General features: G+C 68.0%; 20 protein-coding genes and 1 pseudogene. 8 read left to right on the top strand and 13 right to left on the bottom strand.

Going from position 1 to position 26,244, the window contains the following annotated elements; translation table 11 throughout:
• Positions 1–2: 2 nt before the first annotated feature.
• From FJV41_RS21665 to FJV41_RS21635, 7 genes are read left to right on the top strand one after another with little or no spacing between them, the layout of a single operon-like run.
• Positions 3–983: an ABC transporter permease gene (locus FJV41_RS21665; protein WP_141644429.1), complete on the top strand. Its 981-nt coding sequence runs from the start codon at positions 3–5 to the stop codon at positions 981–983.
• Positions 976–2,745 carry a dipeptide/oligopeptide/nickel ABC transporter permease/ATP-binding protein gene (locus tag FJV41_RS21660; RefSeq protein ID WP_141644428.1) on the top strand — a complete coding sequence of 590 codons (1,770 nt, stop codon included), beginning with the start codon at positions 976–978 and terminating at the stop codon, positions 2,743–2,745. Before FJV41_RS21665 ends, FJV41_RS21660 begins: the two co-directional genes overlap by 8 nt.
• The gene (locus FJV41_RS21655) at positions 2,742–3,737 is read left to right on the top strand and encodes an ABC transporter ATP-binding protein (protein WP_141644427.1); all 996 of its coding nucleotides are present in this window, start codon (positions 2,742–2,744) and stop codon (positions 3,735–3,737) included. Before FJV41_RS21660 ends, FJV41_RS21655 begins: the two co-directional genes overlap by 4 nt.
• Positions 3,718–5,088, top strand: a complete 1,371-nt coding sequence (locus FJV41_RS21650) for a GH1 family beta-glucosidase (RefSeq protein WP_141644426.1) — start codon at positions 3,718–3,720, stop codon at positions 5,086–5,088. The genes FJV41_RS21655 and FJV41_RS21650 overlap by 20 nt, the downstream gene beginning before the upstream one ends.
• On the top strand, positions 5,085–8,420 hold the full coding sequence (locus tag FJV41_RS21645) for a glycoside hydrolase family 2 TIM barrel-domain containing protein (RefSeq protein WP_141644425.1): 3,336 nt from the start codon (positions 5,085–5,087) through the stop codon (positions 8,418–8,420). The genes FJV41_RS21650 and FJV41_RS21645 overlap by 4 nt, the downstream gene beginning before the upstream one ends.
• Positions 8,421–8,430: 10 nt before the next feature.
• Positions 8,431–8,985, top strand: coding sequence for a hypothetical protein (locus FJV41_RS21640; protein WP_174486848.1), 555 nt, complete (start codon positions 8,431–8,433; stop codon positions 8,983–8,985).
• A complete protein-coding gene (locus FJV41_RS21635; RefSeq protein ID WP_141644423.1) occupies positions 8,982–9,629 on the top strand; it encodes a hypothetical protein in 648 nt (215 codons plus the stop codon). The genes FJV41_RS21640 and FJV41_RS21635 overlap by 4 nt, the downstream gene beginning before the upstream one ends.
• 102 nt (positions 9,630–9,731) lie before the next feature.
• On the opposite strand, the gene FJV41_RS53785 is transcribed toward FJV41_RS21635, so the two are convergent.
• From FJV41_RS53785 to hprK, 10 genes are all read right to left on the bottom strand, one after another.
• Positions 9,732–10,463 carry a hypothetical protein gene (locus tag FJV41_RS53785; protein WP_246137328.1) on the bottom strand — a complete coding sequence of 244 codons (732 nt, stop codon included), beginning with the start codon at positions 10,461–10,463 and terminating at the stop codon, positions 9,732–9,734.
• Between the two features lie 13 nt (positions 10,464–10,476).
• The gene (locus FJV41_RS21625) at positions 10,477–11,745 is read right to left on the bottom strand and encodes a DUF4150 domain-containing protein (RefSeq protein WP_141644422.1); all 1,269 of its coding nucleotides are present in this window, start codon (positions 11,743–11,745) and stop codon (positions 10,477–10,479) included.
• Positions 11,733–12,725, bottom strand: coding sequence for a hypothetical protein (locus tag FJV41_RS21620; RefSeq protein ID WP_246137327.1), 993 nt, complete (start codon positions 12,723–12,725; stop codon positions 11,733–11,735). Before FJV41_RS21620 ends, FJV41_RS21625 begins: the two co-directional genes overlap by 13 nt.
• A 100-nt stretch (positions 12,726–12,825) precedes the next feature.
• Positions 12,826–13,830, bottom strand: a complete 1,005-nt coding sequence (locus FJV41_RS21615; protein WP_141644420.1) for a DUF2169 family type VI secretion system accessory protein — start codon at positions 13,828–13,830, stop codon at positions 12,826–12,828.
• A gap of 199 nt (positions 13,831–14,029) precedes the next feature.
• Positions 14,030–14,737 carry a QsdR family transcriptional regulator gene (locus FJV41_RS21610; protein WP_141644419.1) on the bottom strand — a complete coding sequence of 236 codons (708 nt, stop codon included), beginning with the start codon at positions 14,735–14,737 and terminating at the stop codon, positions 14,030–14,032.
• Positions 14,734–15,579 carry an SDR family NAD(P)-dependent oxidoreductase gene (locus FJV41_RS21605; RefSeq protein ID WP_141644418.1) on the bottom strand — a complete coding sequence of 282 codons (846 nt, stop codon included), beginning with the start codon at positions 15,577–15,579 and terminating at the stop codon, positions 14,734–14,736. The genes FJV41_RS21610 and FJV41_RS21605 overlap by 4 nt, the downstream gene beginning before the upstream one ends.
• A gap of 34 nt (positions 15,580–15,613) precedes the next feature.
• Positions 15,614–17,137, bottom strand: a complete 1,524-nt coding sequence (locus FJV41_RS21600) for a flavin-containing monooxygenase (RefSeq protein WP_141644417.1) — start codon at positions 17,135–17,137, stop codon at positions 15,614–15,616.
• A gap of 150 nt (positions 17,138–17,287) precedes the next feature.
• A complete protein-coding gene (locus tag FJV41_RS21595; protein ID WP_141644416.1) occupies positions 17,288–17,842 on the bottom strand; it encodes a manganese efflux pump MntP in 555 nt (184 codons plus the stop codon).
• Between the two features lie 3 nt (positions 17,843–17,845).
• On the bottom strand, positions 17,846–18,709 hold the full coding sequence (gene rapZ / locus FJV41_RS21590) for an RNase adapter RapZ (RefSeq protein ID WP_141644415.1): 864 nt from the start codon (positions 18,707–18,709) through the stop codon (positions 17,846–17,848).
• Positions 18,706–19,671 (bottom strand): HPr(Ser) kinase/phosphatase, encoded by a 966-nt coding sequence (gene hprK / locus FJV41_RS21585; protein ID WP_141644414.1) that lies wholly within the window; start codon positions 19,669–19,671, stop codon positions 18,706–18,708. The genes rapZ and hprK overlap by 4 nt, the downstream gene beginning before the upstream one ends.
• Before the next feature lie 192 nt (positions 19,672–19,863).
• On the opposite strand from hprK, the gene FJV41_RS21580 reads away from it, so the two are divergent.
• The gene (locus tag FJV41_RS21580; RefSeq protein WP_141644413.1) at positions 19,864–20,208 is read left to right on the top strand and encodes a histidine triad nucleotide-binding protein; all 345 of its coding nucleotides are present in this window, start codon (positions 19,864–19,866) and stop codon (positions 20,206–20,208) included.
• Position 20,209: 1 nt separating this feature from the next.
• On the opposite strand, the gene FJV41_RS21575 is transcribed toward FJV41_RS21580, so the two are convergent.
• The 3 genes and pseudogenes from FJV41_RS21575 to FJV41_RS52400 form a co-directional block, all read right to left on the bottom strand.
• On the bottom strand, positions 20,210–22,639 hold the full coding sequence (locus FJV41_RS21575; RefSeq protein WP_141644412.1) for a spermidine synthase: 2,430 nt from the start codon (positions 22,637–22,639) through the stop codon (positions 20,210–20,212).
• A 19-nt stretch (positions 22,640–22,658) separates the two neighbouring features.
• The gene (locus FJV41_RS21570) at positions 22,659–24,350 is read right to left on the bottom strand and encodes a carbon starvation CstA family protein (RefSeq protein ID WP_141644411.1); all 1,692 of its coding nucleotides are present in this window, start codon (positions 24,348–24,350) and stop codon (positions 22,659–22,661) included.
• A 75-nt stretch (positions 24,351–24,425) separates the two neighbouring features.
• A pseudogene (locus FJV41_RS52400) lies at positions 24,426–26,244 on the bottom strand (hypothetical protein); the annotation flags it as partial.

Genomic DNA, 26,244 nt, shown 5'->3' with positions numbered 1-26,244 from the left:
CCATGCGCTACGTGCTCCGCAGGCTCGGCTTCTACCTGCTCGCCGCGTGGGCCTCGCTGACGATGAACTTCGTCATCCCGAGGCTCGCGCCGGGAGACCCGGCCACGGCGATGTTCGCCCGCTTCGAGGGCCGCATCTCCCCCGAGGCGCTGGTGGCCCTGAAGACGGCGTTCGGCTTCACGGATGCGCCGTGGCACGTGCAGTACTTCACGTACCTGAAGCACCTGCTGACCGGGGATTTGGGCCTGTCGTACGCGTACTACCCGTCGCCCGTGTCGGAGGTCATCGGCACGGGCCTGTTGTGGACGCTGGGGCTGGCCGGGTGCGCGGTCATCATCAGCTTCGCGGTGGGGACGATGCTGGGCGTGCTGGCCGCGTGGAACCGGGGCGGCTGGCTGGACTCGGCGCTGGCGCCCGCGCTCGCCTTCCTGGGGGCCTTTCCCTACTTCTGGCTGGCCATGCTGGCCCTGTACCTCTTCGGCTTCGGGCTGGGCTGGTTCCCGCTGCGCCACGCGTACTCGCACGACGTGGAGCCCGGGGCGACGCTCACCTTCCTCGCGGACGTGGGACGACACGCGGTGCTGCCGGCGACGTCCATCGTCGTGGCCACGCTCGGCGGGTGGATGCTGAGCATGCGCAACACCATGGTGGCGGTGCTGGGCACGGACACGCTGCGGCTGGCGCACGCGAAGGGCCTGCCGCCCCGCCAGGTGATGCTGCGCTATGCGGCGCGCAACGCGCTCTTGCCCAACGTCACCGGCTTCGGCATGGCGCTGGGCTTCGTGCTGAGCGGCTCGCTGCTGACGGAAATCGTCTTCTCGTATCCGGGCACCGGTTACCTGCTCATCCTCGCGGTGCGCAACCAGGACTACCCGCTGATGCAGGGGCTCTTCCTGGTCATCACGCTGGCGGTGCTCGCCGCGAACTTCGCCGTGGACCTGCTCTGCCTCTGGCTGGACCCGAGGACCCGCGCCCATGCGTGACACCCTTCGACGCTTGCTCCGCCAGCGCAAGGCGGCGGTGGGAGGCACCCTCCTGCTGGGCTTCCTCCTCGTCGCGCTGGTGGGCCCGTGGTTCGTGATGGACCCGACGGAGCTGATGGGCCAGCCCCACCAGCCGCCTTCGAGTGCCCACTGGTTCGGCACGACGGGCCAGGGCCAGGACGTGCTCGCGCAGACGGTGGTGGGCGCGCGCGAGACGCTGGCCATCGGCTTCGCGGTGGGCGCGCTCGTCACGCTGGTGGGCGCGCTGGTGGGCATCACCGCCGGCTACCTGGGCCGCCGCGTGGATGACGCGCTGACGCTCACCACCAACATCTTCCTGGTCATCCCGGGCCTGCCGCTGGCCATCGTCCTGGGCGCCTACCTGCCCTCCGGTCCGTTCCGCATGGTGGTGGTGCTCACCTTCGCGGGCTGGGCGTGGAACGCGCGCGTCTTCCGCGCGGAGGCGCTGTCGCTGCGAGGTCGGGACTTCGTCGCGGCGGCCGTCGTCGCCGGAGAGAGCCACCTGCGCATCATCACCCGCGAGCTGTTGCCCAACATGGCCTCGCTCGTGGCCTCGTCGTTCATTGGCAACACGCTGTACGCCGTGGGCGCGCAGGTGGGCCTGGAGTTCCTGGGCCTGGGTGACGTGGGCTCGGTGACGTGGGGCACCAACCTCTACTGGGCCGGCAACGACGCGGCGCTCCTGACGCGCTCCTGGTGGATTTTCGTCCCCACGGGCATCTGCATCGCGCTGGTGGGCTTCTCGCTCACGCTGCTCAGCTCCGCCATCGACGAGCTGACCAACCCCTCGCTGCGCGCCCCTCCGAAGGCGCCCAGCGCCGCGGTGGTGCACGCCGTCGCCTCGCCCGAGCAGGAGGCCGCCACGCCCGGCGCGCTCTTGAGCGTGCGCGAGCTGTCCATCGAGTACATGACGCAGGCGGGCCCTTCCCGCGTGGTGGACCAGGTGTCCCTGGATATCGCCCCCGGCGAGGTGTTCGGCCTCGCGGGTGAGTCCGGCAGCGGCAAGTCCACGCTGGGCTCCGCGCTGTTGCGCCTGTTGCCCTCGTCGGCGGCCATCACCCACGGACGCATCCTCTTCGACGGAACGGACGTCACCGCGTTGTCGCCGGAGGCGCTGCGCGCCTTCCGGTGGAGCCGTGTGTCCATGGTGTTCCAGAGCGCGATGAGCGCGCTCAACCCGGTGCTCACGCTGGGCGAGCAGTTCCACGACACGCTCGCGGCGCACGGAGGTAACTCGCGCGCGTCCTCGTACGCGCGGGCCCGTGAGCTGTTGAGCATGGTGGGGTTGAAGCCCGAACTGGTGGACGCGTGGCCGCACCAGCTCTCCGGAGGCATGCGCCAGCGCGTGGGCATCGCCCTGGCCCTGGCGCTGGAGCCCCGGCTGGTGGTGATGGACGAGCCCACCACCGCGCTCGACGTGGTGGTGCAGAAGGAGCTGCTCCAGCGCGTGGTGGAGCTGAAGGAGCGGCTGGGCTTCGCGGTCCTCTTCATCACGCATGACCTGCCGCTGCTGCTCGCGCTGGCGGACCGCGTGGGCATCCTCCAGGCCGGCAAGCTGGTGGAGGTGGACACCGCGCAGCGCCTGCGCACCGACGCGCGTCATCCGTACACGCGCCTGTTGCTGTCGTCCTTCCCTCACCTGGGCGCGGCCGACGCGCCGACGCCGTCACCCGACGTGCTGGAGCAGGCCACCAGCGCGCTGAAGCCGCCGCTCGCCGCGTCCCCCGGAGGTCGTCGATGAGCCCTCCCCTGCTGGAAGCCTCGCGCCTGAATCGGAGCTTCCCCGTGGGCGGCTTCCTGTCCCACGCGCGCCGCAAGGTGCTGACAGATGTGTCCTTCTCGCTGGAGCGCGGAGAAATCCTCGCGCTCGTCGGCGAGTCCGGCAGCGGCAAGTCCACGCTGGCCCGCCTCCTGGCGCGGCTGGACACCCCGGACTCGGGCGACATCCTCCTTGGCGGAGAGAACGTGCTCGCCCGCGAGGGCGGCGCCGCGTCACTGGCCTACCGGGGCCGCGTGCAGATGGTGTTCCAGGACCCGTTCGCCTCGCTCAATCCGGTGCACACGGTGGCCTATCACCTGGAGCGCTCGCTGGTGCGCCATGGGCGCGCGCGAGGCGTGGAGCTGACGCGACGGGTGCACGCGCTGCTGGAGTCGGTGGGGCTGACGCCGGCGGAGCAGTTGGCGAAGCGCTATCCGCACGAGCTGTCCGGAGGCCAGCGTCAGCGCGTGGCCGTGGCGCGGGCGCTGGCGGTGGAGCCTGACGTCATCATCGCGGACGAGCCCACCTCCATGCTGGACGTGTCCACGCGCCGGGGGGTGCTCCAGTTGCTCAAGGGCCTGACGCGCGAGCGCGGCATCGGCATCCTCTTCATCACCCACGATCTGGCGAGCGCCCGTCACCTGGCGGACCGCGTGCTGGTGCTCTACGCGGGCTCCGTCGTGGAGACGGGCCGCACCAGCGACGTGCTCCAGGCGCCTCGCCACCCGTATACGCGGCTGTTGTTGTCGGCCGTTCCGGATGGCGTGGACTTCCTGCGCACGCCCCTGCCCGCGCGCGTGGCGACCGTGCCCGCGCCTCCTCTGGGGTGTGCCTTCGCGCCCCGCTGTCCTCACGCCGACGTGCGGTGCCACGAGGCGCTTCCTCCCTTTCACCTTCCCGCGGCGGAGCACCACGTCCGCTGCCATCTCGAGTCCTCGAAAGGAGTCCCTGACGATGCGGCAGTTTCCTCATGACTTCGTGTGGGGTGTGGCCACCTCCTCGTACCAGATTGAAGGAGCCACCGACGCCGACGGGCGCGGTGAATCCATCTGGGACCGGTTCGCCGCCACGCCCGGTAAAATCGCCGACGGAACCAACGGCAACGTCGCCTGCGACCACTACCACCGCTGGCGCGAAGACGTGGAGCTGATGCGCTGGATGGGATTGAAGGCGTATCGCTTCTCCGTCGCCTGGCCGCGCGTGTTCCCCATGGGGCGCGGCAAGGTGAACACGGCCGGCCTCGACTTCTACTCGCGGCTGGTCGACGGACTGCTGGAGGTGGGAATCGAGCCTGTCGTCACGCTGTACCACTGGGATTTGCCGCAGGCGCTCCAGGACAAGGGCGGCTGGGCCTCGCGCGACACGGTGAGCGCGTTCGTCGAGTACGCGGACGTGATGAGCCAGAAGCTCGGGGACCGGGTGTCGCGGTGGATTACGCACAACGAGCCCTGGTGCATCAGCATCCTTGGCTACGCCAACGGCGAGCATGCCCCCGGCATCAAGGACTGGGGCCAGGCGCTGGCCACGGCCCACCACGTGCTGCTGTCGCATGGACAGGCCGTCCCCGTCATCCGCGCCAACGTGCCCAGGGCGGAGGTCGGCGTCACCCTCAACCTGGTGCCCGCGGAGCCCGCGTCGCCCAGCAAGGAGGACCAGGACGCGTGCCGCGCCTTCGACGGCGGCTTCAACCGATGGTACCTGGACCCGCTCTACGGGAAGGGCTACCCGCGCGACGTGATTGACGACCATGTCGCCGAGGGGCGACTGAAGTCGGACACGCTGCCCTTCGTGCGACAGGGGGACATGGCGGACATCGCCGCGCCCATCGATTTCCTCGGGGTCAACTACTACAACCGAGGCGTCATCCGCAGCGACCGCATCCCCGAGGCGCAGAACGCCCCGCGCACCGTCCACGTCAGCCCCGAGAAGACGGAGATGGACTGGGAGGTGTCGCCCCACGGACTCACCCAGCTGCTCGTGCGGCTGCACCAGGACTACAAGCCCGGCCGCCTCTACGTCACGGAGAACGGGGCCGCCTACGGCACCACGCCGGACGCGGACGGCCGTGTGCGGGACACCAAGCGCGTGCACTACCTGCGCACGCACCTGGAGGCCTCGCTGGAGGCCATCAAGCAAGGCGTGCCCCTCAAGGGCTACTTCGCGTGGTCGCTGCTGGACAACTTCGAGTGGGCGTACGGCTATCAGAAGCGCTTCGGCATGGTCTACGTGGACTACGCGACCCAGAAGCGCATCCCCAAGGACAGCGCGCACCTGTACCGCGCCGTGGTGGCCCAGAACGGGCTGGATGTGGAGCTGGCCGCATGAGAGCCCTGTTCCTCGCACCCCTCCTCGCGGCGGCGCTGTACCAGGCCCCCGTCCACGCCGGGCAGGACGCGCAGCCCGTCCAACCCGGCGGCGCGCAACCTCAAACGGCGCCGGTGGAAGCAACTCCGCCGGCCGCCGCTCCTCCCGGTGGCGCGCCGCCCGCGGCCACCACCACGACGCCCTCGGGTCCTCCGAGCCCGGCGCCGTCTCCCGCGCCGCAGCCCCTCACCCTGCAGCCCGTGGACGTCACCGCGGGCGCGGAGCAGGCCACCGTCGTCAAGCTCCAGCGCGACGAGCGGGGCTTCAAGCTGAAGGTGGACGGCCGCGACTTCCTGTTGCGCGGCATGAACTGGGGCTACACGCCCATTGGAGAGAACTACCGGTATTCGCTCTGGAACCAGCCCGACGACTTCGTGCGCGCGGTGCTGGCGCGGGAGATGACGCTGCTGCGCGACATGGGCGTCAACGCCATCCGCCAGTTCGACGACATCCCCCCGCGCTGGGTGGAGTTCATCTTCAAGAACTACGCAATCACCACCGTGGTGAACCCGCTGATGGGCCGCTATGGCGCCACCGTCAACGGCACCTTCGTGCCCAACATCGACTACTCCAACGCCGCGCACCGCAAGGCGCTGCTCGAGGAGCTGGCGAAGAAGGTGGAGGTGTACCGGGGCGTTCCGGGCGTGCTGATGTGGCTGCTCGGCAACGAGAACAACTACGGCCTGCACTGGACCAGCTATGAAATCGAGGCGCTGCCGGGCCAGGAGGACGCCGCGCGCGCGGTGCATCTCTACACGCTGATGGGCGAGGCGGCGCGGACCATCAAGACCCGCGACGTCAACCACCCGGTGGCGATGGCCAACGGCGACCTCCAGTACATCGACCTCATCGCCAAGCACGCCACCGACATCGACATCTTCGGCGCCAACGTCTACCGAGGCCCCAGCGTCCGGGACTTGTACGAAGAGGTGCTGCGCAAGGTGGACAAGCCGGTGCTCTTCTCGGAGTTCGGCGCGGATGCGTTCAACGCGCGGGACGGCCGTGAGGACCACCTGTCGCAGGCCGAGTACCTGCGCCAGCAGTGGGAGGAAATCTACACGCAGACGTACGGCCAGGGCCGCGTGGGCAACGCGCTGGGCGGCTTCGTCTTCCAGTGGGTGGATGGCTGGTGGAAGGTGGGTCAGGAGGCCAACCTCTCCCTGCACGACACGACGGCGTCGTGGCCCAACGGCGGCTACGCGGCGGACTTCGTGGCCGGTCAGAACAACATGAACGAGGAGTGGTTCGGCATCTGCGCCCTGGGCACGCCGGACGACGCGGGCATCTCCCGCATCCAGCCGCGCACGGCCTACTACGTGTTGCAGGCGGCCTTCCGCCTGGACCCGTACGCGGAGGACACGGACCTGGACCGCATCCACGCGCACTTCGCGGGCCTGCGGCCCTCCGAGCTGTCGAAGAGCTACGAGTCCTCCATCGCCCTGGCGAAGGCGGATGAGCTCAGCGCGGTGCGGGTGTCGAACCTGCGCCTCGTCATGGACAGCTCGCTGTCGCGTGGAAGCATCGCGACGACGCGGCCGAACCTGACGGCGGCGGACCACACGGAGTCCATCTTCTTCGACCTGGCGCTCCAGCCCGCCACCGGCGTGTACGGCCGCGCGTCCTTCAACGTGGTGGGCAACGTGGCCACCAACCGCCTCAACAACCTCTTCTACGAGAACCGGGGCACCACGCCGACGCCGACGGCGCCGGCACCGGGGGCCTCGCCGACGCCGGGCGTCTCCCAGCCTGGAGTGAATGGCTTCGACCGCTTCGCGCTGTACCAGGCGGAGTTCAAGCTGGACCGCGCGGACTTCGCGCTGGAGGGCTTCTACCGCGTCGGCCACTACCACTGGGGCGAGGAGGGTGACTTCTTCGGCCTGTACCGCGAGGCCAACTACGGGCCGAACATCGACATCTACCATGGCAACGCGCCCTTCGGCGTGGTGCTCAGCGGCAAGCGCTCCTTCGAGGGCTTCAAGCTGGCGGTGGGTCCGGAGCTGTACTGGGGCGCAAACCCTTCCGTCGTCGCCAAGTACCGCAAGGGCTTCGGCGACATGGCGCTGACGCTGGTGCACCAGGAGGACATCGCCCGGGGCGCGACGCAGCAGACCGCCTCCGTCATCCGCGAGCGCGTGGCGCGCCGCACGGCGCTGACCTTCGAGTGGAACCGGGGTCCGCTGGCGCTCGACATCGGTGGCATCCTGGCCGCGCCCCAGCGCATCGGCGAGGAGTTCACGTGGACGCGCGAGGCGACGGGCGGCGCCAGCTACATGGGCAGTGGCCAGGAGGTGCTGCGCGACAAGGTGCAGTTCCTCGACACGCTCGGCGCGAAGGCGCGGGCCACGTATGACCTGGGGGGCGTCCGGCTGTTCGCCCAGGGTTCGTTCCGCGGGCTGGTGGCGGACGGTGGTCCCGAGCCGAGCATCGTGCTGACGGGTTGGAGCCTGAGGGAGAGCGGCCGCGGCAACCACTTCGGAGCGCAGGCGGGCGCGGCCTTCCAGTTGGGCACCATCGAGGTGGCGCCCAACGTGCTGTACCAGAAGCCGCTCATCGGGCCGAATCCGAACATCCCCGACACGTATGACCAGGACTCGGGCACGTACTTCCCCGCCGTGCGCGCTCGCAACGTGTTGCAGGACGCCTTCACCGTCCTGGACAACCGCGAGACGCTGGGCGCGGAGCTGCTCATCACCTTCGACCCGACGCCGGGGACGTGGTTCTGGGCGTGGGACCGGGAGATGCGCGAGGACGCGCCCTTCGCCGCGGGCCTGGACCTGGTGTACCGCCGACAGCCGACTTCGCGAGACGCGAGCATCGCCATCCTCGCGGACGGCAGCGCGGTGGCCTTCGCCGGGGCGCCTCCCGCGCGCGACGAGTGGGAGACGACGCTGCGCATGGTGGGCAATCCCACGCAGCGGCTGAAGCTGTACGGCACGGCCTTCGTGGGCAGCGTGCAGTCCGGAGGCGAGGACGCGCGGCAGGTGCGCCGCTTCGGCCTGGACGCCAACGTGCTGTACGACACGCTGCTGCTCTCCACGCAGCTGCGGTTCAACGACTGGGGTCCGTACGACTACCACCGCGTGTTCAACCTCACGTATCCGGTGCAGCTCGGGGGCGACGTGTCCTACGGGCTCAAGCGGCCGGTGCTGGGCGCGGTGTCCACGCGCTTCGGTCTGCGAGGGCTGGTGCGCATGCTGGATGAGTACTCGGAGGGCATGAGCACGACGGCCATCACCGAGGGGCTCAAGGGCCGCGAATACGAGGTGGGTGCGTATGCAATCCTTTCGCTCTGAGGGACAACGTATGAGGACGTGTCTCGTGCTCCTCGCGGTGCTGGGCATCTTCGGGTGTTATGACCGCGCGAGCTATGTCTATGGCGAACCGCTGGAGGACCTGACGCTCGAGGTCTACGACCCGACCATGGGCGTGTATCCGAGCACCGTCATCCTGGACGACCCGAACAATCCGTTCGCGGACTCGACGCCGGGGACGGAGACGAAGTGGGTGCTCCAGGCCAACGCGGGGCCGGTGGCGGCCTTCTACTCGTGGGCCACCGTGCTCGCGCGGGGGCCGTATGGCGAGGCGCAGTACTACGTCGGCCTCAACCTGCTCGGCGTGTACCAGAACGGACTGGCGAGGCAGGAGGACCTGCCGGTGGTGCGGGACATGGCCATCCGCTCGTACCAGTCGGTGTTGGACAACTTCCCGGACGCGGTGACGTACGACTCGACGGGGACGATTCCCTACGAGCTGTTGACGCCGTCCTACAAGGCCATCGTGGAGATGGGTGGGACGGTGACGGGCGGTTGGGTGCTGGTGCGGACCTCGAGTGGTGGTGAAAGGGCGGTGCGGCCATGAAGCGGACCGTGGGAGTGCTGCTGTTGACGTTGGCCGCGTGCCGGCCGGACCCGGGTGCCTCCGACTACGAGAACCACCAGCCGTCCTCGCAGGACGACGCCGGGACGAATCCCCAGGACGAGGTGCTCCCGGGGCCGTTCCCGTTCGAGGCGGGCCAGCGGCGCCTCTTCGTCGGCTTCTACGAGGGAGGCCGGTCCGAGGAAATCATCATCAACGACGTGGACACGCACATCTACCTGTACGAGGGCACCGTCACGATTGAGTCCTCGAACACGCGCATCGAGGGGAAGACGGCGGACCGCATCGTCCACGCGGGCAAGGGGTGGTTGGGGTTTGGCATCCACTGGGATACGGGCCACAACCTGGACGCGTGGAAGACGCTGCACGTGAGCCTCAACTCGTCGGACCCGGGGTTCGCCTCGGTGAAGATTGGGATGAGCGACACGGAGGGCGTGCAGCTCGACGTGGCGAAGTATGGGTATGTGAACGACGGGCAGTGGCACCACCTGGCCATTCCGCTGTCGGACTTCACCGCCGCGGGCGTGAGCCTGGGCGCGGTGCTGTCGCCCTTCGTGTTCATCGCCGGCGGTGGGCCCTCGGGCAACGCACTGCTCTTGGACAACCTGTACTTCACGACGAACTAGCTGTGAGGCTCGGGCCCGCTTCCGTGTTTCGAGGGAGCGGGCCTGTGCCGAGCCCACGGGCAGCAAGAGGCGAGCACCTCCGAATCGAGCTGTGGTTCTATATCACCCCTTCACGATGACGCCTTTCAGCTGGGTTCGCGCCTCGAACTCGCTGGCCAACAGCTCCATTTTCACCGGGTCCTCGCAGCCCAGGCTCAATGAGAACATCGGCGCCGCAGGGTGCCGATAGAGGAGCAGACACGCGTCATCGCGATCATAGAGCGCGCAGCGCTCGGTAGGAGGGATGCGCTTGAAGTCATGCTCGTCGGCCAGGGTCGACACAAGGTCCGAGCGAAATCGGGGAGCGGAGTTAGGGGCGTCAGGTGAAGTAAAGACTCTTCGATAGGGAAAAGCCGACAAGCGAACGGCCTTGAAGGCTTCGTAGTAAAGAAACTCCTCCAGACCTACGTGCGCCAAGTGAGCGGTATCCGGAGAGAGGTTCTTCTCGAGCGGCATGCGGACGAGCAAGCAGTCATCGCCGCCATGCGGCTTCGCACGGTCGAGGAAATAGTCCCAGCCTGCCGGCCCATTGTCCCCCGCCACCAGGAGACAGCGGCCATGCCGCAACCAGGACAGGGTTTGGTAGGTCAGGATTTTCCCATCGATGGAGAGGTCGGCCTCCGCAAGCTCGAGTCCGCCCATTCTGGAGCCCATGGTCTGAAGGAAACGCAGGTAGGCCCCTGGCAATGCCCCTGCGTGTTCTTCCAGGAGCTCGATATCCACCTCGTCGGCGGGCTCAATCTCCCGTGCGAAACCGGGGCGATATTTTTCGATGAGTTCGACAAGTGCCTTCATGCTTGCCTCCGCGTCAAGGACACTTCGTATCGCAGTACAAGGCAGGGAGCCCTTCCTGGCATTTCGCGCACGACGGCACGTTCTCGCCAGACTTGAAGCCGTCCTTCTTGCTGTACTCTTTCTCCAAGGTGACCCTCTTCGTCACGGGGTCCTCGACCAATGCCTCGAAGACAATCTTGGTCCCCATCTTGGCGACACTCGACCCGTCAAGCGTCTTGAGGCCTTTCACCATGGGAGAGAACCATCTCTCAATGAGCTGACGCGGTTTGTGACCCTGATTCTTCTGCATGATTTGCTTGGCGGCACACTGCCATGGGTCCGAGTTATCACCGGCGCCCCCGACAAGAGGACTTGCACATACGAAGCCCGCAGATGACACGGCTCTCGCAAAAGCCGGGGGTGCCTTGCCCGAACAGGCGGCAAGCTTCCCTCCTTGCTTGCACACACAAATCATCACGCCGAGCATGTAGCCCTTGGAGAAGGTGCCATATGCCACCTCCATCCGAAGGACGGCGTTCACTTCGAAGAACGCCTCAAGAGCACCCACCTTGGCCTCGAGGCTTTGAATTTCGCCGGTCAAGCCTGCCAGTTCTTGTTTCTGGGGATCTGTCAGCAGCCCTTTTTTCTGCAATCGCCGCAGTGGAATGTGCGCTCTGCGTTTCCGCGCGAGTTCGATGTTCGCATTGTTCAGGTCTCGAATCTTCTCCTTCTGCGCATCAAAAGCGTTGCGCACGGCTTTGGTCAGCGCGCGAATCATATCTAGCGTCTCAGCGCCAGCCTCCAGCGGATGCGTCTTGCCACATCTCCCACATGGCTTGTCGTCGCCATAGGTGACGGCAACGACCTTGGCATTCTGGATGAGCCCCGTCATGGTGGCGGCATTGGCAGGGCTGCCTGAGGGACCACAGTTGTTGAGCATGGGGTCGCTCAACAACTGGACGTTCTTGCCTTCGATTTGAACGTTCATCGAACCGGGTCCCAAGAACTTCGTGGGACCATGGGTGTTGCTGGAGATGAGGCCACCACCGGTCCCCTTGCTGGCCATGTCACCCTGACTGCCAAAGCTTGCCCCTGCGACAGCGACAGGCTGTCCGTCAATGGTCACCGTCTTGGAGTAGCCTTTGGGCGAGTCGCCACTCTTGCCGATATTTGGCAATGGAGTGGGAACAAACGGAGCAGGCGGGCCAGGCATCTTGCAGACATTAGGAAGCGTGGCTGCTGCAACTCCCGAGCTACCCTGGGTGACAGGGGTCTTCGGGGGATTGATGGCTACGGTGCCCATGTTCGGATTTCTCCTCGATGCCCAGGACTCGGCGCCTCAAGCAGTGCAGCGGCCCGAAGTCCGGCATCAGAGCTGCCCCAGACCAACGTACGAGGGCCACGTGAATACTCTCGGCGCCATGCTTGCGCGCACATCAGCAAGTTCAACGCGCCTGTCGCCGCACCCACCTCGCCGCAACTCCGCACGGGAGTATGGTAGGCGGAGGCATCACGAAATGAAGCCCCGAGTCGCAGCGCCACGAAGCCCCATTCCTCGGTGCGATACCGCTCGCCGTTGATGTCGCAGTAGATGTTCTCGACCACGTCTCGTGGTTTGTCGAGTGGGTTGAGGGCTTGGCGCACGACTGAAGTCAGCCCGTCCGCCAGGTTGAGCGCGGGCGTGTTTATCAACTGGGTCTCACGAGCCGTAGCCGTCGCGCGCACACTCGCGGCGGGCGCCAAGCCCAGCTTGCGTGCGTTGGACTCAGGCATCAGTGCGATGAAGGCAGCGGATTCTCCAGGAGCAAACCCCGTACGAGACCCCTCCTCCAGCCACTGATTGTTTTCACGCAGCCAATCGAGCGTTTCGAGGTCCTGGTAGCTGTCGATCCCACCCACGAGTATCAAGGGGCACCGACCAGCGTGGCCGCCCCACGTAACAGCCTGGTGAAGGCTCTCCAGTGCCGCCGCATGGCCTGTGAGGCGAGGCTCGACTCGCAGGCGAAGACGACCGGCGTCGACGGCACTCAGCATGGCAACCACCCGCTGAAGGTCGGGGGGCGCCCAACCCGGGCGCTCTTCCGGGAATCCGACGAGCACAGGCACCTCGACATTCCACTGTGCCGCCGCTGGCGCCAGTTTCTCAAGAACTTCGGCCAGCGCCGCGACTCCAAGTGCAGCCATGCGCTCTGCTGCACCCCACTCCCGGCGGTCGAGCAAGCCATCCTGCGCGAGAAATGAATCCGTCCCGCTTCCCAGTTCCGATACCTGCACGCGTCGCACTCGGCTGATACCTGCTCGAATCGCGGCGGCAGTGGTCTCCGCGGTCGTCCCCACGGGCGTCCGTGCTCCGGCCGCGACAATTTGTAGCGCCGCACTCATCTCAGTCGGGCCTCATGGTAATCACCGTAAAGTCGAGGTGGTCGAGTTCGAGCGGTCCAACCTTGAGCCCCGTCTGGTAGACCATACTCAGTTTCTTCAGCTCAGGTTCGATGAGCACTGTACCCAGTGTGGCCTCGTGGAATTGCCGAATGGATCCAAAATGGGTGTCAAACCCGAAGCGTAGGCGAGGTAGGACCAATCCAAGTGAGCCGTGTGGCGAGAGCTGGTGTAGCGCAATCCGTTCTCCACCCACAAGACGACGTGACGAACGCTGATCAACAGGTGCGCAGAGGGCCGAACGGGCGTCGAAGTCGCGCGGCAGCAGTGGGCGTTGAGTCTTCGACCAGACATCGTCGAAAGTGCCGAACAGTTCGATACGTGGTGACCAGTGGCTGGCGATGGGACCAAAGCCAGCAGGCCCATTCTCCGCGGGATTGCCTTGCAGGTACTCGATGCGATGGGCGGGCTGCCCTACGAGATGCGCATCACGAGTGGCCAGACCCCGTCCCACGGGGTTGCGAGAATCCCCACGGTGCTTGCGAGGGTCCGGGTCGTTGGTATCGAACCCTCCCCATGCCCATTCGTAGTGGATGCGCTGACGCACGAAGGGCTCTGCGGTTGATGGTCTCACGCCCAGAACGCCACGCCGGTAGACACGTTCTCCGTGGACCACCAGCATCTTGTCCACGTCGTGGATGCGAACAGCAACGTCGACCCTCGAAGCGGGCCGCCCGCCTGGCGCATGCGCACAGGCATGAATGACGACATCGGTATGCGGCTTGGGCGCAACGAGTTCGGCCTCATATTGGAGGCTGGACTGGCCGGGAGCCCCCAGATAGACAGGCTCATGCAGCGGGAGGCCCTGTTCGGCGGATAGGCTCAGGCGACCTCGCTCGTCGAACTCGAAGGTTGCCTTGACGGCAACAACCCAGACGTGATTGCCGTCCTTGTCTCGAATCCAGGTACGTTCGGCGCCAAAAGGCGTGCGATTCGAAAGGACCCACATAAGGTTCGCCGTATTCGCCAGTCTACGCAATCAATCTCAGGCATCGGCAAGGGTCGCCCAGTATCCAGCGCGCTCATTGTCCAGAACCATGCAATTTTCGCAGACAAAGAGTGTCTTGCCGTCGTCAGGATTGGATGAGCTCTCTCACGCGACAGCCACCTTGACGCTCACCGCCTGACGCCCACCTCGCGCTGCGTCGTCACCGCCTGTTCCACCGCGCATCCCCCTCCTCCGCGGTGAGGAGGATGAGCGTCGCGGTGATGGCGGCCTGCACATCCGGCGGGTCGCCCGTGAGCGCGTCCCGGTACAGGAAGAACTGCCCCACCCTCACGATGACGTTCGACAACGCCTCCAGCCCCATCGCCGGTCGGAGGCGCTTCTCCCTCACGCCCTCCTCCAGCGCCCTCCGGATGCTCGCCGCGCAGCGCTCCTCCACCCGGCTGCTCTTCGACATCAGCACGCGCATCGCGTACTCGGAGTCCTGCTGGATGAAGCGCCGCAGGGGCGCGTCCTCCACAATCAGGTGGATGAGGCGCTGGGTGACGTCCGCCACATACGCCGTCCCCTCCCCCTGGAACTCGCTCCTCGCGGCGGTGAGCGCGGCCTCGAACCGAAAGGACAGCACCTCCCCATAGAGCAGCTCCCGCGTCCCCGCCCAGCGGAACACCGTCGCCCGACTGACGCCCAGCTCCTGCGCCATCCGGCCGATATCGAAGCGCTCTCCTTCGTTCCACCACCGCATCGCCAGCGAGAAGAGGTCCTGCGGCGTCGCCCGCGAGGGCACCTCCAGCCGCTGCGAGAGCGGCGTCACCCGCGCCCGCGCCTTCTCTCGCGAGGCCGGCCGACGCGTCCTCGAAGGCGCTTCCTTCGTCGCGCGCCGCGAGTCCTTCACGCGCGTGCGCTTCATGTCGCCGCGCTCAGCATCTTCCGCCGTCGCCGCCGCACCCCCGCCACCAGCACCCGCTGGTACAAGGTCGGCAACAACCGCTGGAACAGGTCGATGAGGACCGCGTCCCCGCCAATGAGCTGCCGCCGCCGGTTCTTCCGAATCGCCGTGAGGATGTCCTCCGCCGCCCGCTCCGGCGTGGTGGCCAAGGCCTTCTCGAAGTCACTCGACGAGCGCTCGTCCGTCCACCCCCGACGCACCGTCACCCGCGCATTGCGCGCGATGTTCGTCTTGATTCCCCCTGGATGCACACAGGTGACGCCGATGGTCCCCGGATCCACCTCCAACTCCTGCCGCAGCGCCTCCGTGAAGCCCTTCACCGCGAACTTCGCCGAGTTGTACGCCGCCTGCGTCGGCACCCCAATCAGCCCGAACACGCTCGACACGTTGACGATGTGCCCCTCGTCCACCGCCTTCAGGTGAGGCAGGAACGCCTTGGTGCCGTACACCACCCCCCAGAAGTTGATGTTCATCAGCCACTCGAAGTCCTCGTACCGGGTGTCCTCGATGGTGGCGCCCAACGCCACGCCCGCGTTGTTGATGATGATGTGGACCGCGCCGAACTCCCGCGCCACGTCATCCGCCCACGCATGCACCTGCTCGCGCTTCGCGACATCCACCCGGTCTGCCCGGACACGGACGCCGTGCGCGCGGCACTGTGTCTCCGTCTCGGAGAGTCCCTGCACATTCACGTCCGACAGCGCGACGTGACATCCCTGACGCGCGAGCAACACCGCCGTGGCCCGGCCAATGCCCGAGCCCGCTCCGGTAATCGCCGCGACCTTGTCCTTCACCGATTTCATCCGTTGGCTCCGTTCCGCGTCCATCGCCACCGCGTCAGCCGTGCGCCTGCTTCCGAGGGCTCGCCCCGGTCTTCAAAGACGCGCGCCCACGCCGGGTGATGGCGACATATTCCGAGGGCTCGAAGGTGGCGACGCGACGCCTGTAGTCGAAGGTGAAGCCCGGCCACAGCGTCGAGTTGCGCCCCGTCGCATCCAGGTACCAGCTCACACACCCGCCCCGCATCCACACCGTCCGCGCCATCCGCGCGTCGACGTCGCGAACGAACGCCTCCTGTGCCTCCACCGTCGGCTCCACCGCCGCCAGCCCCCTGCCCTCCAAGTAGCGCAGCGCGCTGAGCACATGCGCAAGCTGGCTCTCAATCATCAGGATGACGGACGTGTGCCCCAGCCCCGTGTTTGGCCCCAGCAACATGAAGAAGTTGGGGAACCCGCTCACCGACGTCCCCAGGTGCGCCTTCATGCTCCCTGCCCACGTCTCCGCCAACGTGCGCCCATCGCGCCCCCGGATGTGCCGGGCGAATGACGGCTCCGTTATCTGAAAGCCCGTCCCGAAGATGAGCGTGTCCACCGGATGCTCGACGCCCGATGCCGTGACGACGGAGTGCTCGCGCACCTCCTGGAGCCCCTCCGTGACGACCTCGACATTCTCCCGCGTCAGCGCCGGCAGGTAGTCGTCCGACACGAGCACTCGCTTGCAACCCATGGTGTAGGAGGGTCGCAGCTTCGCGCGCAGCACCGGGTCCGGGACGGACTGCTTCAGGTGCCGCCATGCCCCTCGCTGGGCCCAGCGGATGATCCACGGATACATGAACGCCAGCGCGGACAGCTCCTTCACCGCGTAGAGGCCCGCGCGCATCAGCCACCGCGCCCCGGGAACACGCGCGTACAGCCACTGCTTCCAGCCCGAAATCGCGTGGTCATTGCGCGGCAGAATCCAGGGAGGCGTGCGCTGGAAGAGGACCAGCCGCTCGACCTTCGGCTGGATGGCCGGGACGAATTGAATCGCGGACGCGCCCGTGCCCACCACGGCGACCTTCCTGCCCGTCAGCTCATGCGAAGGGTCCCACCGCGCCGAGTGCATCACCTTGCCCTGGAAGCGCTCCAGCCCCGGGAGCGAGGGCTGTACCGGCTCGCCGAACGCCCCCGCCGCGAGGATGAAGACGTCCGCGGTGAAGAACCCCTCCGACGTCTGGAGGCGCCAGTGCCGCGCATCGTCATCCCAGCGCGCGTCCTCCACGGCGTGACGGAAGCGCACGTGGGGGAGCACGCCGAAGCGCTCCGCGCAGTCGCGCAGGTACGCGTGAATCTCCGGCTGGGGCGAGTACGCCCGGGACCAGCGCGGATTCGGCGCGAAGGAGAACGAATACAGATGCGACGGCACATCGCACGCGCACCCCGGATACGCATTGTCCCGCCAGACGCCGCCCACGTCGTCCGCGCGCTCGAAGAGGACGAAGTCCTCCAGCCCCTCCTGCTTGAGCCGGATGGCCATCCCCAGGCCGCCGAACCCACTGCCCGCGATGGCCACGTGGAAGTGCCGCGTCGGGGGAAGGGACATCCAGGCCTCCAGTGGGAATCCGCGCTACGGACTCCCAGCATGGCGCGCCATGAGTCACTTCACAAGGATGACGCATGCATGAGGTGCCCCGACAGGGTGTCGCATGAACGACAGGCTCGGGCGGAGGCTTCGAGCCCACCGCCGGGAGGCCTACGCGGTCAGGTGCTCGACGAGCGTCTTGAGGCCGATGCCGATGAGCACCAGACCGCCGAGGATTTCGATGCGGGTGCCGAAGCGCTCGCCCAGCCGCTTGCCGGCCCAGGCACCGACGATGGACAGCACGAAGGTCATCACGCCGATGAGGGCGGTGGAGAGGACGATGCCCAGCTCCAGCGCGGGCAGCGTCACGCCGACGGCGAGCGCGTCGATGCTGGTGGCCACGCCGAGCGTCAGCAACATGGGCAGGGGGATGCCGGTGGCGGCGCGCTCCTCCTCGTCATGGGAGAACGCCTCCCAAATCATGTGCCCGCCCACGAGCGCGAGCAGCCCGAAGGCAATCCAATGGTCCACCGCCGCGAAGTGCGTGAGGATGGCCTTGCCCCCGAGCGCACCGCCCAGGGACATGCCGAACTGGAACAGGCCGAAGGTCAGCGCCAGCTTGAGGACATCCGGAGGCCGAGCCCCCCGGATGGCCATGCCACTGGAGACAGCGGTGGCATCCATCGCCACGCCGAGCGCGAGCAGAAGCAGGGTCACGGAGGCCACGGACTACTCTTTCTCGATGTCGCGGTCCCAGAGCTGAACGCGGGTGTTCTCGTCGGCCAGCCGTCGGGTCAGCTCCGCGGCGATGGCCACCGAGCGGTGCTTGCCACCCGTGCACCCCAGCGCCACCGTGAGGTACGCCTTCCCCTCCTTCTGGTAGCGAGGGAAGAGGAAGCGGCACAGGTCCACGACCTTCTCGAGGAACTGCTGCGTCTCCTCGCGGTCCAGCACGTACGCGGCCACCTTGGGCACCTTGCCCGTCAGCCCCTTCATCTCCGGGACGAAGTACGGGTTGGGCAGGAAGCGCACGTCCAGCACCAGGTCCGCCTGCGGCGGCACCCCGTACCGGTAACCGAACGACATCACCGACAGGCTCGGCCCCGCGGCGGGCTCCGGGCTGAAGCGCGCCTGCACCATGCGCTTCAAGTCGTGCACGTTCAGCACCGACGAGTCGATGACCTGGTCGGCGATTTCGCGCAAGTCACGCAGCTCCTGGCGCTCCGCCTTGATGCCGTCCGCCACGGTGCCGTTGGGCGCCAGCGGATGGCGGCGGCGCGTCTCGCTGAAGCGACGGATGAGGCTGTCATCGCTCGAGTCGAGGAAGAGCACCTCCACGTGGTGACCGGCGCGGCGGACCTCGTCCAGCACCCGGGGCGCGTCCTTGAGGAACACGCCTTCACGCACGTCCATCACCAGCGCCATCCGCTCGATGTTGCCCCCGCCCGCGAGCTCCGTGAGCTTGGGCAGCAGCAGCACCGGCAGGTTGTCGATGCAGAAGAACCCCGCATCCTCCAGCGCCCTGATGGCGGTGGACTTGCCGGAGCCGGACATGCCGGTGATGACGACCAACTGTTTCGCGGGCGCGGTCACTCGACCTCTTCTCCCAGGGTGCGGCGCATCGCCCCTTCGGCGATGGCTCGGTTGAGCCGCTCGGCGAATTCCCTCGCCGAGTGGTGGCCCTGAAGTTTCAACAACTGGTTGCGGGCGGCCACCTCGATGATGGTCGCCATGTTACGGCCTGGACGCACGGGTACCACCGACAGCGGGATGTCCACACCCACAATCTGGAGATGTTTGTCCTCCACGCCCAGCCGGTCGTACTCCTGATGGGGGTCCCATTCCTGCAGCTCGATGACGAGCTCGATTTTCTTCTGCTCGCGCACCGCCGCCACGCCGAACAGGTCCTTGATGTTGATGATGCCCAGGCCCCGGATTTCCATGTGGTGCTTGATGACCGGGTTGCCCGCGCCGTAGACCGCCCCCTTGCGCCGGGTGACGTCGACGATGTCGTCGGCCACCAGCCGGTGGGCCCGCATCACCAGGTCCAGGGCAATCTCGCTCTTGCCGATGCCGCTCTTGCCGAGCAGCAGGATGCCCACGCCGAAGACGTCCATCAGCACGCCGTGCAGGCTGCTGGACTCGGTGAGCGCTTCCTCCAGGAAGGACTGCACCCGGGTGATGAACTCGCTGGAGAGCAGCGGCGTCTTCATCAGCGCCAGCCCGCCGGACTCACACGCCGTCACCAGGACGGGCGGAATCTCCAGCTCCTTCGTCACCACGACGCACGCCAGGTCCTCTTCCTCGAAGAGCTTGGAGAGCGCCTCGCGCTGCCGCGACTCCGGCAGGGTGGCCAGGTACGAAATCTCCGTGTTTCCGAACACCTGGACCCGGTGGGGGTGGAGGTGCTCGGTGAAGCCCGCCAGCGCCAGCCCCGGCTTCTGGATGCGCGGCGAGTCCACCGTCCGAGTCAGCCCGCTCGCGCCCGCGATGAGCGTGAGCCGCAAGTCGTAGTCGTGGTCCTCGATGAGCTGGGAGATGCGGATGGATTTCATCGTCGGGGCCTGGAATATCACTGGTGGGACCTTTTGAGGCGAGGTGCCCACCTGGCATGTCGTCCCCTACCTCTACCCCCGATAACCCACCCGAGCGAAGCCCTGGTCGCCCGCTGGGGGAATCGCTTGGGACTTCAACAATGAGCGCCGAGGCCATTTCCCGCCGCCTCGTGCGTTGCTAAGCCCCCGGCCATGTCCGACTGCCTCTTCTGCAAGATTCGAGACGGCCTCATCCCGGCCAAGTTCGTCTATCAGGACGAAGCCTGCCTGGCCTTCGAGGACATCAATCCCCAGGCGCCCACGCACGTCCTGTTCATCCCCCGCAAGCACATCGCCACGGTGAACGACGTCACCGCGGAGGACGAGGCCACGGTGGGCCACCTCTTCGTGGCGGCGGCCAAGCTGGCGAAGCAGCGGGGCCATGACAGCAACGGGTACCGGGTGGTGATGAACACCCACCGCGACGCCGGGCAGACGGTGTTCCACATCCATCTGCACCTCCTGGCGGGTCGGCCGCTGCTCTGGCCTCCAGGCTGAGTCACCGCGGAGCGGGCTTCGCCATGGGCACCTTCGGCGGGCCCGAGGGCGCCTCCACATCCACGACGTTCGCGTCGGGGCCAATCTGGCGCAGCACCCGCAGCACGCTGCTGCGGTCATCCGTCCAGGCGAAGTCCTGCTCGTCACGCAGCCCCAGGCGGCGCACCCGTGCCTTGGCACGGGTGAAGGTGGGGCCCCAGGAGAACTCGCGGTCTGGACTGAGCAACATCCAGTTGCTGCGCAGCGCGCTTCCTTCCGTGTCATGGAAGACGAAGGCCGCGTACATCCCCAGGCGGCGCGCATGCGACAGCGTCACTGGCACCAGGTCCAGATGCACGTTGCTGATGTGCAACGCGAGGACTCCGTGCGGAGCCAGGTGCCGTTTGTACAGGGCGACGGCCTCCTCGGTGAGCAGGTGCACGGGGACGGAGTCCGAGGAGAAGACATCCAACGCCAGCACGTCGAACCCGCCGGGCTCGCCCCGCTCCAGCTCGCGCTCCAGGGAGATGCGCGCGTCCCCCTCCACCACCTCAATCGTCGCGGGCGAGTCGCCCAGGTAACTGAAGAAGCCGCCCTCGCCTCGCGCCAGGGAGATGACCACCGGGTTGATTTCATAAAAGCGCCCCCGGTCCTCCTTCTCCAGCAGCGCCGCACTCGTCCCCACGCCCAGCCCCAGCACACCCATGCGCAGACCCGGAGGCAGTCCCACCGCCGCGCGCAGCCGACGCTGCTCGGCGACAGCCAGTCCCAGACCGGCCTCTCGCGTGTAGTAGGTCGTGGGCCACGAGCGCAGCTCCGGTTTGACGTACTGCATGCCATGGGTGATGGCGCCGTGGCGCTGACTGTAGAGGTGCTTGTCCGGCGACTCCTCGTTCTGCTCCGTCACCCTCACCACGCCGAAGAAGTTCCGCTCGCTGAACAGCGCCTTGTCCAGCTCCCGGTTCACCGACAGGAACAGGTTCACCGTCACCATGACGAGCATCGCGCCGCGCAGCACCCGTCGGCCGCGCTGACTCCACGTCTCTGCCGCCGGCCCGCGCACCATGCCCGCGAGCGCCACCGCGCAGCAGCCTCCCAAGGACAGCGGGTACTCCCAGTACGCGCGGAAGAAGGCGGTGGCCACGCCGCTGACGAACAGCGCGCCCAGCACGCCACCGGCGGACACCCACAGGTAGAAGGCGCTCAAATGGCGCGGTGACGGACGCAGCCGGTACAGCTCGCCGTGACACACCATGCAACCGGCGAAGAGCGACGCGGCGTAGGCGATGAGCTGGAGGGTGAGCGGGAAGTGGGCCCCCGCCGCGTGCGCGTGCGCCACCATCGCTCCGGAGCCGATGAGCAGCACCGAGTAGACGGTGCGCGAATAGAAGGACTCGCGCGAGAAGGCGATGATGAAGGTGAGCAGGTAGACGGCCAACGGCAGCACCCAGAGGAAGGGGCCCGCGGCCACGTCCTGCGAGAGCTGGTTCGTCGTCGCGAGCAACAACACGGACGCGCACGTGGCCAGTCCGAGCCACGCCAGCGTCCGGCCCACACCGGGTCGAGCCTCGGAGTCGCGGGGCGCGGCCTCCAGTGAGGCGCCTCGTGCTTCTCGCCGCATCGCCTCGAAGGCGGCTTCCCGGGCCGCCTCCGCGTCCGTCTGAAACCGTGATGCCGACTCAAACGCCGTCGATGAACCTGCGCCTGCATCCTGCGTGGCCATCGCGCCGACTCGGGCGCTGACGTCTTGCGATGCGAGTTCGCCCGCTGTCACTCGGGCCGTGGCGCCCTCCACGAGGGAAGCCTCTCGTGGACCTGTCGCTTCCGTGCTCGCCACCACGCGCTCATGCCGCAGCACATCCAGCGCGCACACCGCGCAGGCCCCCACGAAGAGGACGAAGCCCACGCCCCAGCCCCACGCCTGCGTGGCTCGCCCCACCCACGGCTCCACGAGGAAGGGGTAGCCCAGCAGCGCCAGCAGCGAGCCCACGTTCGACAGCGCATACAGCGCATACGGTGAGCGGCCGGGCCTCGCGCGAGCAAACCAGGACTGGAGCAGCGGCCCCGTCGTGCTCAACACGAAGAACGGCAGGCCGATGGTGGCCGCCAGCATCGCCAGCAACCTCGGCACCGCCAGGTCCGTGCCCACCGGACGCCACTCCGGCCCCGGTGCCACCGGCGAGCCCACCCACAAGGCCCGCGCCCCCAGCACCGCCACCGCCACCGCCAGGACGCCCAGGTGCACCTTCGCCTGCGTCCGTGGCGTCAGCCGCGAGGCGAGCCCGTGCGCATACGCATACCCTCCCAGCAGCGCCGCCTGGAAGAACAGCATGCATGCGGTCCAGACGCCGGGCGTGCCGCCGTACCACGGCAACGCATACCGCCCCGCCAGGGGCTGCACACCAAACAGAAGGAAGGCACTGGTGAAGATGGCGACGGCGTAGCGGAGCATGGCGAACCTGGAGGCTGAATCAGACCGCGGGCGCAGTGGCCGGAGGTGCTCGCCGGGAGCGCAGCGCACGCGCCCCCGCGGTGAAGAGAGACAGGGCCAACGCCAGCAACACCACCGCCACCACCCCGTTCACCCGGGAGACAGCGGAGCTGGCCGGCTGCAGCGCCTCGCGCACCAGGAGCACCAGGCTGGTGAGCGTCACGGCCCCCACGAACAACATGGGCACCAGCGCGTACACATACGGCCGGCTCGTGCTCTTGAGCCACACACAGACGCCCAGCAGGGACAGCGAGGCGAGCAACTGATTGGACGTGCCGAACAACGTCCAGAACGAGCGCCACGCCCCCGTGCCCGCCAGCAGCACGAAGGCCAGCGGCACCCCACACGTCACCGCCGTGGCCACCATCGCCGACACCCGCCCCTTCCGCCCCGTCAGCTCCTGGAGGATGTAGCGCCCCAGCCGCGTGGACACGTCCAGCGTGTCGAACACGAACGTGGAGAAGGCCATGGCGCCGAACGTCGTGGCGAAGACGAGGTGCTCCTTGCCCAGCACCGTGACGAGGAAGCGCCCCAGCCCCGCGCCGTACACCGCGCCCGGCGCCTTGCCCGTCAGCTCCCCCTTCGTGGCAATCATCACCGTCGCCAGCGCGATGACCGCCACGAAGCCCTCCAGCAACATCGCCCCGTAGCCCACCGGCTTGCAGTGCGGCTCCTTGTCTATCTGCTTCGACGTGGTGCCCGAGCACACCAGCCCGTGGAACCCCGAACACGCCCCGCAGGCGATGGTGACGAAGAGGAAGGGAAACAGCGCGCCTCCCGCCCCTGGCACGTTGAAGCCCGCGAAGGCCGGCTGCTGAATCGACAGCTCCCCGCTCAGCCCGCCGTAGAAGATGCCCACCACGCCCACCGCCAGCGCCGCGTAGAGCACGAAGCCGCCCAGATAACCGCGCGGCTGCAGGAGCACCCACACCGGCGTGAGCGACGCGACGAAGCAGTACGCGAGGATGAGCGCCGCCCAGCCCCGCGCATCCAGCACCAGCAGCGTGGAGAAGCGCGTGCCCAGGTACACCACCCCCAGCGTCGCCGGCACGAAGATGAGCGTCTGCAGCCACAGCGGCGGCTTCACGTACCGGTCCACCAACCCCATCACCACCGCCAGCGCCAGGTATGCAATCGACGCGAAGGCCACCGCGCCGCCCGGGTTGAAGCGGAAGGTGAGCCCCTCCAGCTCCGCGTCGCCGCTGACGAACGTCGCGGCCGTGGCGTCCGTGAAGGCGACGATGACGTAGACGAGCGCCACCCAGATGAAGGCCAGCATCGCCAACCCCGCCGTCGGCCCCAGGTGGGTGCGCACCACCTCCGCGATGGAGACGGCCCCGTGGCGCACGCTGGCCACCAGCGTGGCGAAGTCATGCATCGCCCCGATGAACACCGCGCCCACCGCAATCCACAACAGCGCCGGCAACCAGCCGAACTGCTGCGCCGCGAGGATGGGACCCGCGATGGGACCCGCCGCGGCAATCGCGCTGAAGTGCTGACCCAACAGGTAGAAGGGCTTCGTCGGCACGAAGTCCACGCCGTCGTTCTTCGCGTGCGCGGGCGTCTGGGCCTCACCGTCCAACCGGAACTGCCGGGCGATGAAGCCACCGTAGAAACGATAGCCGAGGGCCAGCACCACCAGGAACACGCCGGCAATCAGGGGGAGGCTCATCCCTGAAGGCTTTCCCGCCCGGGACTTCCGGTCAACTCCATGACTCCTGGACGCTCGGGGAACGAATCAGCGTCCTCACTGCCCCACTTTGTCCAGCTGTCGCTGCGCGGCCTTCTTGAGCCGCTTCACCTTCCCGAGGAGCTCGGGGTCCACCTCTCCCTCGGAGGCCTCCACCAGTTCCTTCAGGTCGTCCCGCTGCTGGCACAGGAAGCCCAGGTCGTCGCAGGAGCGGAACTCCTGGAGCGTCTTGAACACCGCAACGGACTCCTTCCACTCCTTCTTGAGCTCAGCCTGGGACTTGTTCGTGCTGCCGGAGATGATTCGCACGCGCGGGGCCGCCGCGCGCTTCGGCGGGGTGGACTTCGGGGGCGCGGACTTCGGGGCGCTGTTCAGCGGGGCCAGGAACAGGTCGTCGGACAGCTTCTCGTCCGAAGGCTTCGGCGGAGGAGGCGCGGGGGGACTGTCGGCAGCGGCCTGTGGGCTGTTCACGGCGGCCACGTCACCCGTGGCTGGAGGCGCCACGGCCCCTTCGCCCGGCGCGGCCTCTGGAAGCGCGGGCTCCCCGCGGGCCACGGCGCTCTCGGAGGGCAGCGGCGGGGTCCGCTCGATGGGCCTGGAAGGCGGCGGGCCCTCCAGGACCTGGGTGAGCCCCAGTTGGTGCGTCAGGCGCCTGCGCAGCACGGGGTCCAGGGTGAGCGCGGCGGCTCCCGCCAGCAGCGCACCCAGTCCGCCCAGCACCACCACCCACGCCACGACGGACCTGCGCTGGGAGCGCCTGGGGATGGTCGTCCGACGGGTGTCCTCTCCCGGGCGGCGCGCGGCGGGCTGCGCATTCGGACGGACGGGCACCGCCGTGCGGCGCGTCTCGTCATGCGAGGGCATGGACACGCGCACGTCCACGTCCTCCTCCTCGTCCTCGACAGGCGCGGGCGCCGGGGCGGGCGCGGGGCGGATGACGGAGGCGGACCCCGTGCGCCGGCCCGAGACGGGCGCCATGCCAGGAGACGAGGGGCGAACGCGGCGTGAGCCCGTCTTCGGACGCGACGGGCCGGACCGCTCCTCCTGCTCCCGCGCGGCGCCTTCCGCGTCGCGAAGGAAGCTCTCGTCCAGCACCACGCGAGGCTGGGTGTCCTCATGAAGGCCGGCGGCGGCACGGGGCTGCGTGTCGGCAGCGCGAGGCCCCCGAGGGTCCGTGTCCGCGTCGCGAGGCCCACGCGGCTGCGTGTCGTCGGAGCGCTCCGCGCGCGGCGGCCGGGACGCGCGCGGATTCGTGTCCATCTCCTCCACCCGCGCCGCCTGCTCGTCGTGCCCCATCTGCTCGGGCGTGAGCACCGGCAGCTCGGCGCTCTCCGGCTCGGAGCCCGTGTCCGAGACGACCACGCCCGGCTCGGCACTTCTAGAGGGAGGCGCACCGCCCGGGTTCGTGCGCACCGGCGTGCTCGCGGGGATGGAGATGGCCGGCATCACCATCGCTCCCGAGCGCGTCGGGGCGCTCGGAGGCGGCGAGGAGAACGGTCCGCTCGTCGCGGAGACGGCGGGCATCACCAACGCCCCCGAGCGCGCGGGAGCCCCGGTCGGAGGCGAGCCCGCGGGAGCACCCAGCGCCTGCCGCTGCGGCATCACCGCGGAGGCAGGAGGCACCGGCGCGGCGGGCGGCGGCTGGGACGCGGGAGGCGGAAACCCACCGGGACGAAGACCCGACGCGGGCACCGGGGGCCGGGACATCGGCGCGCCGGGGCGAGGCTCGCCCCCCATCACGCGCAGCGGCTCCGCGCGGGGCTCCGTCGGCTCCACCGGCCACGGAGAGGGCTCCGAGTCGGCGGGGCCGACCACGGCGCCAATGGGCAGCAACTCCAGCTCCGTGGGCCGCATGTCCGGACGCGCGGGCATCGGG

Origin of the sequence: Myxococcus llanfairpwllgwyngyllgogerychwyrndrobwllllantysiliogogogochensis, assembly GCF_006636215.1 — a bacterium.
Classification (GTDB): domain Bacteria; phylum Myxococcota; class Myxococcia; order Myxococcales; family Myxococcaceae; genus Myxococcus; species Myxococcus llanfairpwllgwyngyllgogerychwyrndrobwllllantysiliogogogochensis.
This window is presented reverse-complemented; position numbering and strand designations above follow the sequence as displayed.

Excerpts from the sequence above, each read along its gene's own strand:
- FJV41_RS21665 (WP_141644429.1), top strand. The coding sequence starts at position 3 with ATGCGCTACGTGCTCCGCAGGCTCGGCTTCTACCTGCTCGCCGCGTGG.
- FJV41_RS21660 (WP_141644428.1), top strand. The coding sequence starts at position 976 with ATGCGTGACACCCTTCGACGCTTGCTCCGCCAGCGCAAGGCGGCGGTG.
- FJV41_RS21655 (WP_141644427.1), top strand. The coding sequence starts at position 2,742 with ATGAGCCCTCCCCTGCTGGAAGCCTCGCGCCTGAATCGGAGCTTCCCC.
- FJV41_RS21650 (WP_141644426.1), top strand. The coding sequence starts at position 3,718 with ATGCGGCAGTTTCCTCATGACTTCGTGTGGGGTGTGGCCACCTCCTCG.
- FJV41_RS21645 (WP_141644425.1), top strand. The coding sequence starts at position 5,085 with ATGAGAGCCCTGTTCCTCGCACCCCTCCTCGCGGCGGCGCTGTACCAG.
- FJV41_RS21640 (WP_174486848.1), top strand. The coding sequence starts at position 8,431 with ATGAGGACGTGTCTCGTGCTCCTCGCGGTGCTGGGCATCTTCGGGTGT.
- FJV41_RS21635 (WP_141644423.1), top strand. The coding sequence starts at position 8,982 with ATGAAGCGGACCGTGGGAGTGCTGCTGTTGACGTTGGCCGCGTGCCGG.
- FJV41_RS53785 (WP_246137328.1), bottom strand. The coding sequence starts at position 10,463 with ATGAAGGCACTTGTCGAACTCATCGAAAAATATCGCCCCGGTTTCGCA.
- FJV41_RS21625 (WP_141644422.1), bottom strand. The coding sequence starts at position 11,745 with ATGGGCACCGTAGCCATCAATCCCCCGAAGACCCCTGTCACCCAGGGT.
- FJV41_RS21615 (WP_141644420.1), bottom strand. The coding sequence starts at position 13,830 with ATGTGGGTCCTTTCGAATCGCACGCCTTTTGGCGCCGAACGTACCTGG.
- FJV41_RS21610 (WP_141644419.1), bottom strand. The coding sequence starts at position 14,737 with ATGAAGCGCACGCGCGTGAAGGACTCGCGGCGCGCGACGAAGGAAGCG.
- FJV41_RS21605 (WP_141644418.1), bottom strand. The coding sequence starts at position 15,579 with ATGAAATCGGTGAAGGACAAGGTCGCGGCGATTACCGGAGCGGGCTCG.
- FJV41_RS21600 (WP_141644417.1), bottom strand. The coding sequence starts at position 17,137 with ATGTCCCTTCCCCCGACGCGGCACTTCCACGTGGCCATCGCGGGCAGT.
- hprK (WP_141644414.1), bottom strand. The coding sequence starts at position 19,671 with ATGAAATCCATCCGCATCTCCCAGCTCATCGAGGACCACGACTACGAC.
- FJV41_RS21580 (WP_141644413.1), top strand. The coding sequence starts at position 19,864 with ATGTCCGACTGCCTCTTCTGCAAGATTCGAGACGGCCTCATCCCGGCC.
- FJV41_RS21575 (WP_141644412.1), bottom strand. The coding sequence starts at position 22,639 with ATGCTCCGCTACGCCGTCGCCATCTTCACCAGTGCCTTCCTTCTGTTT.
- FJV41_RS21570 (WP_141644411.1), bottom strand. The coding sequence starts at position 24,350 with ATGAGCCTCCCCCTGATTGCCGGCGTGTTCCTGGTGGTGCTGGCCCTC.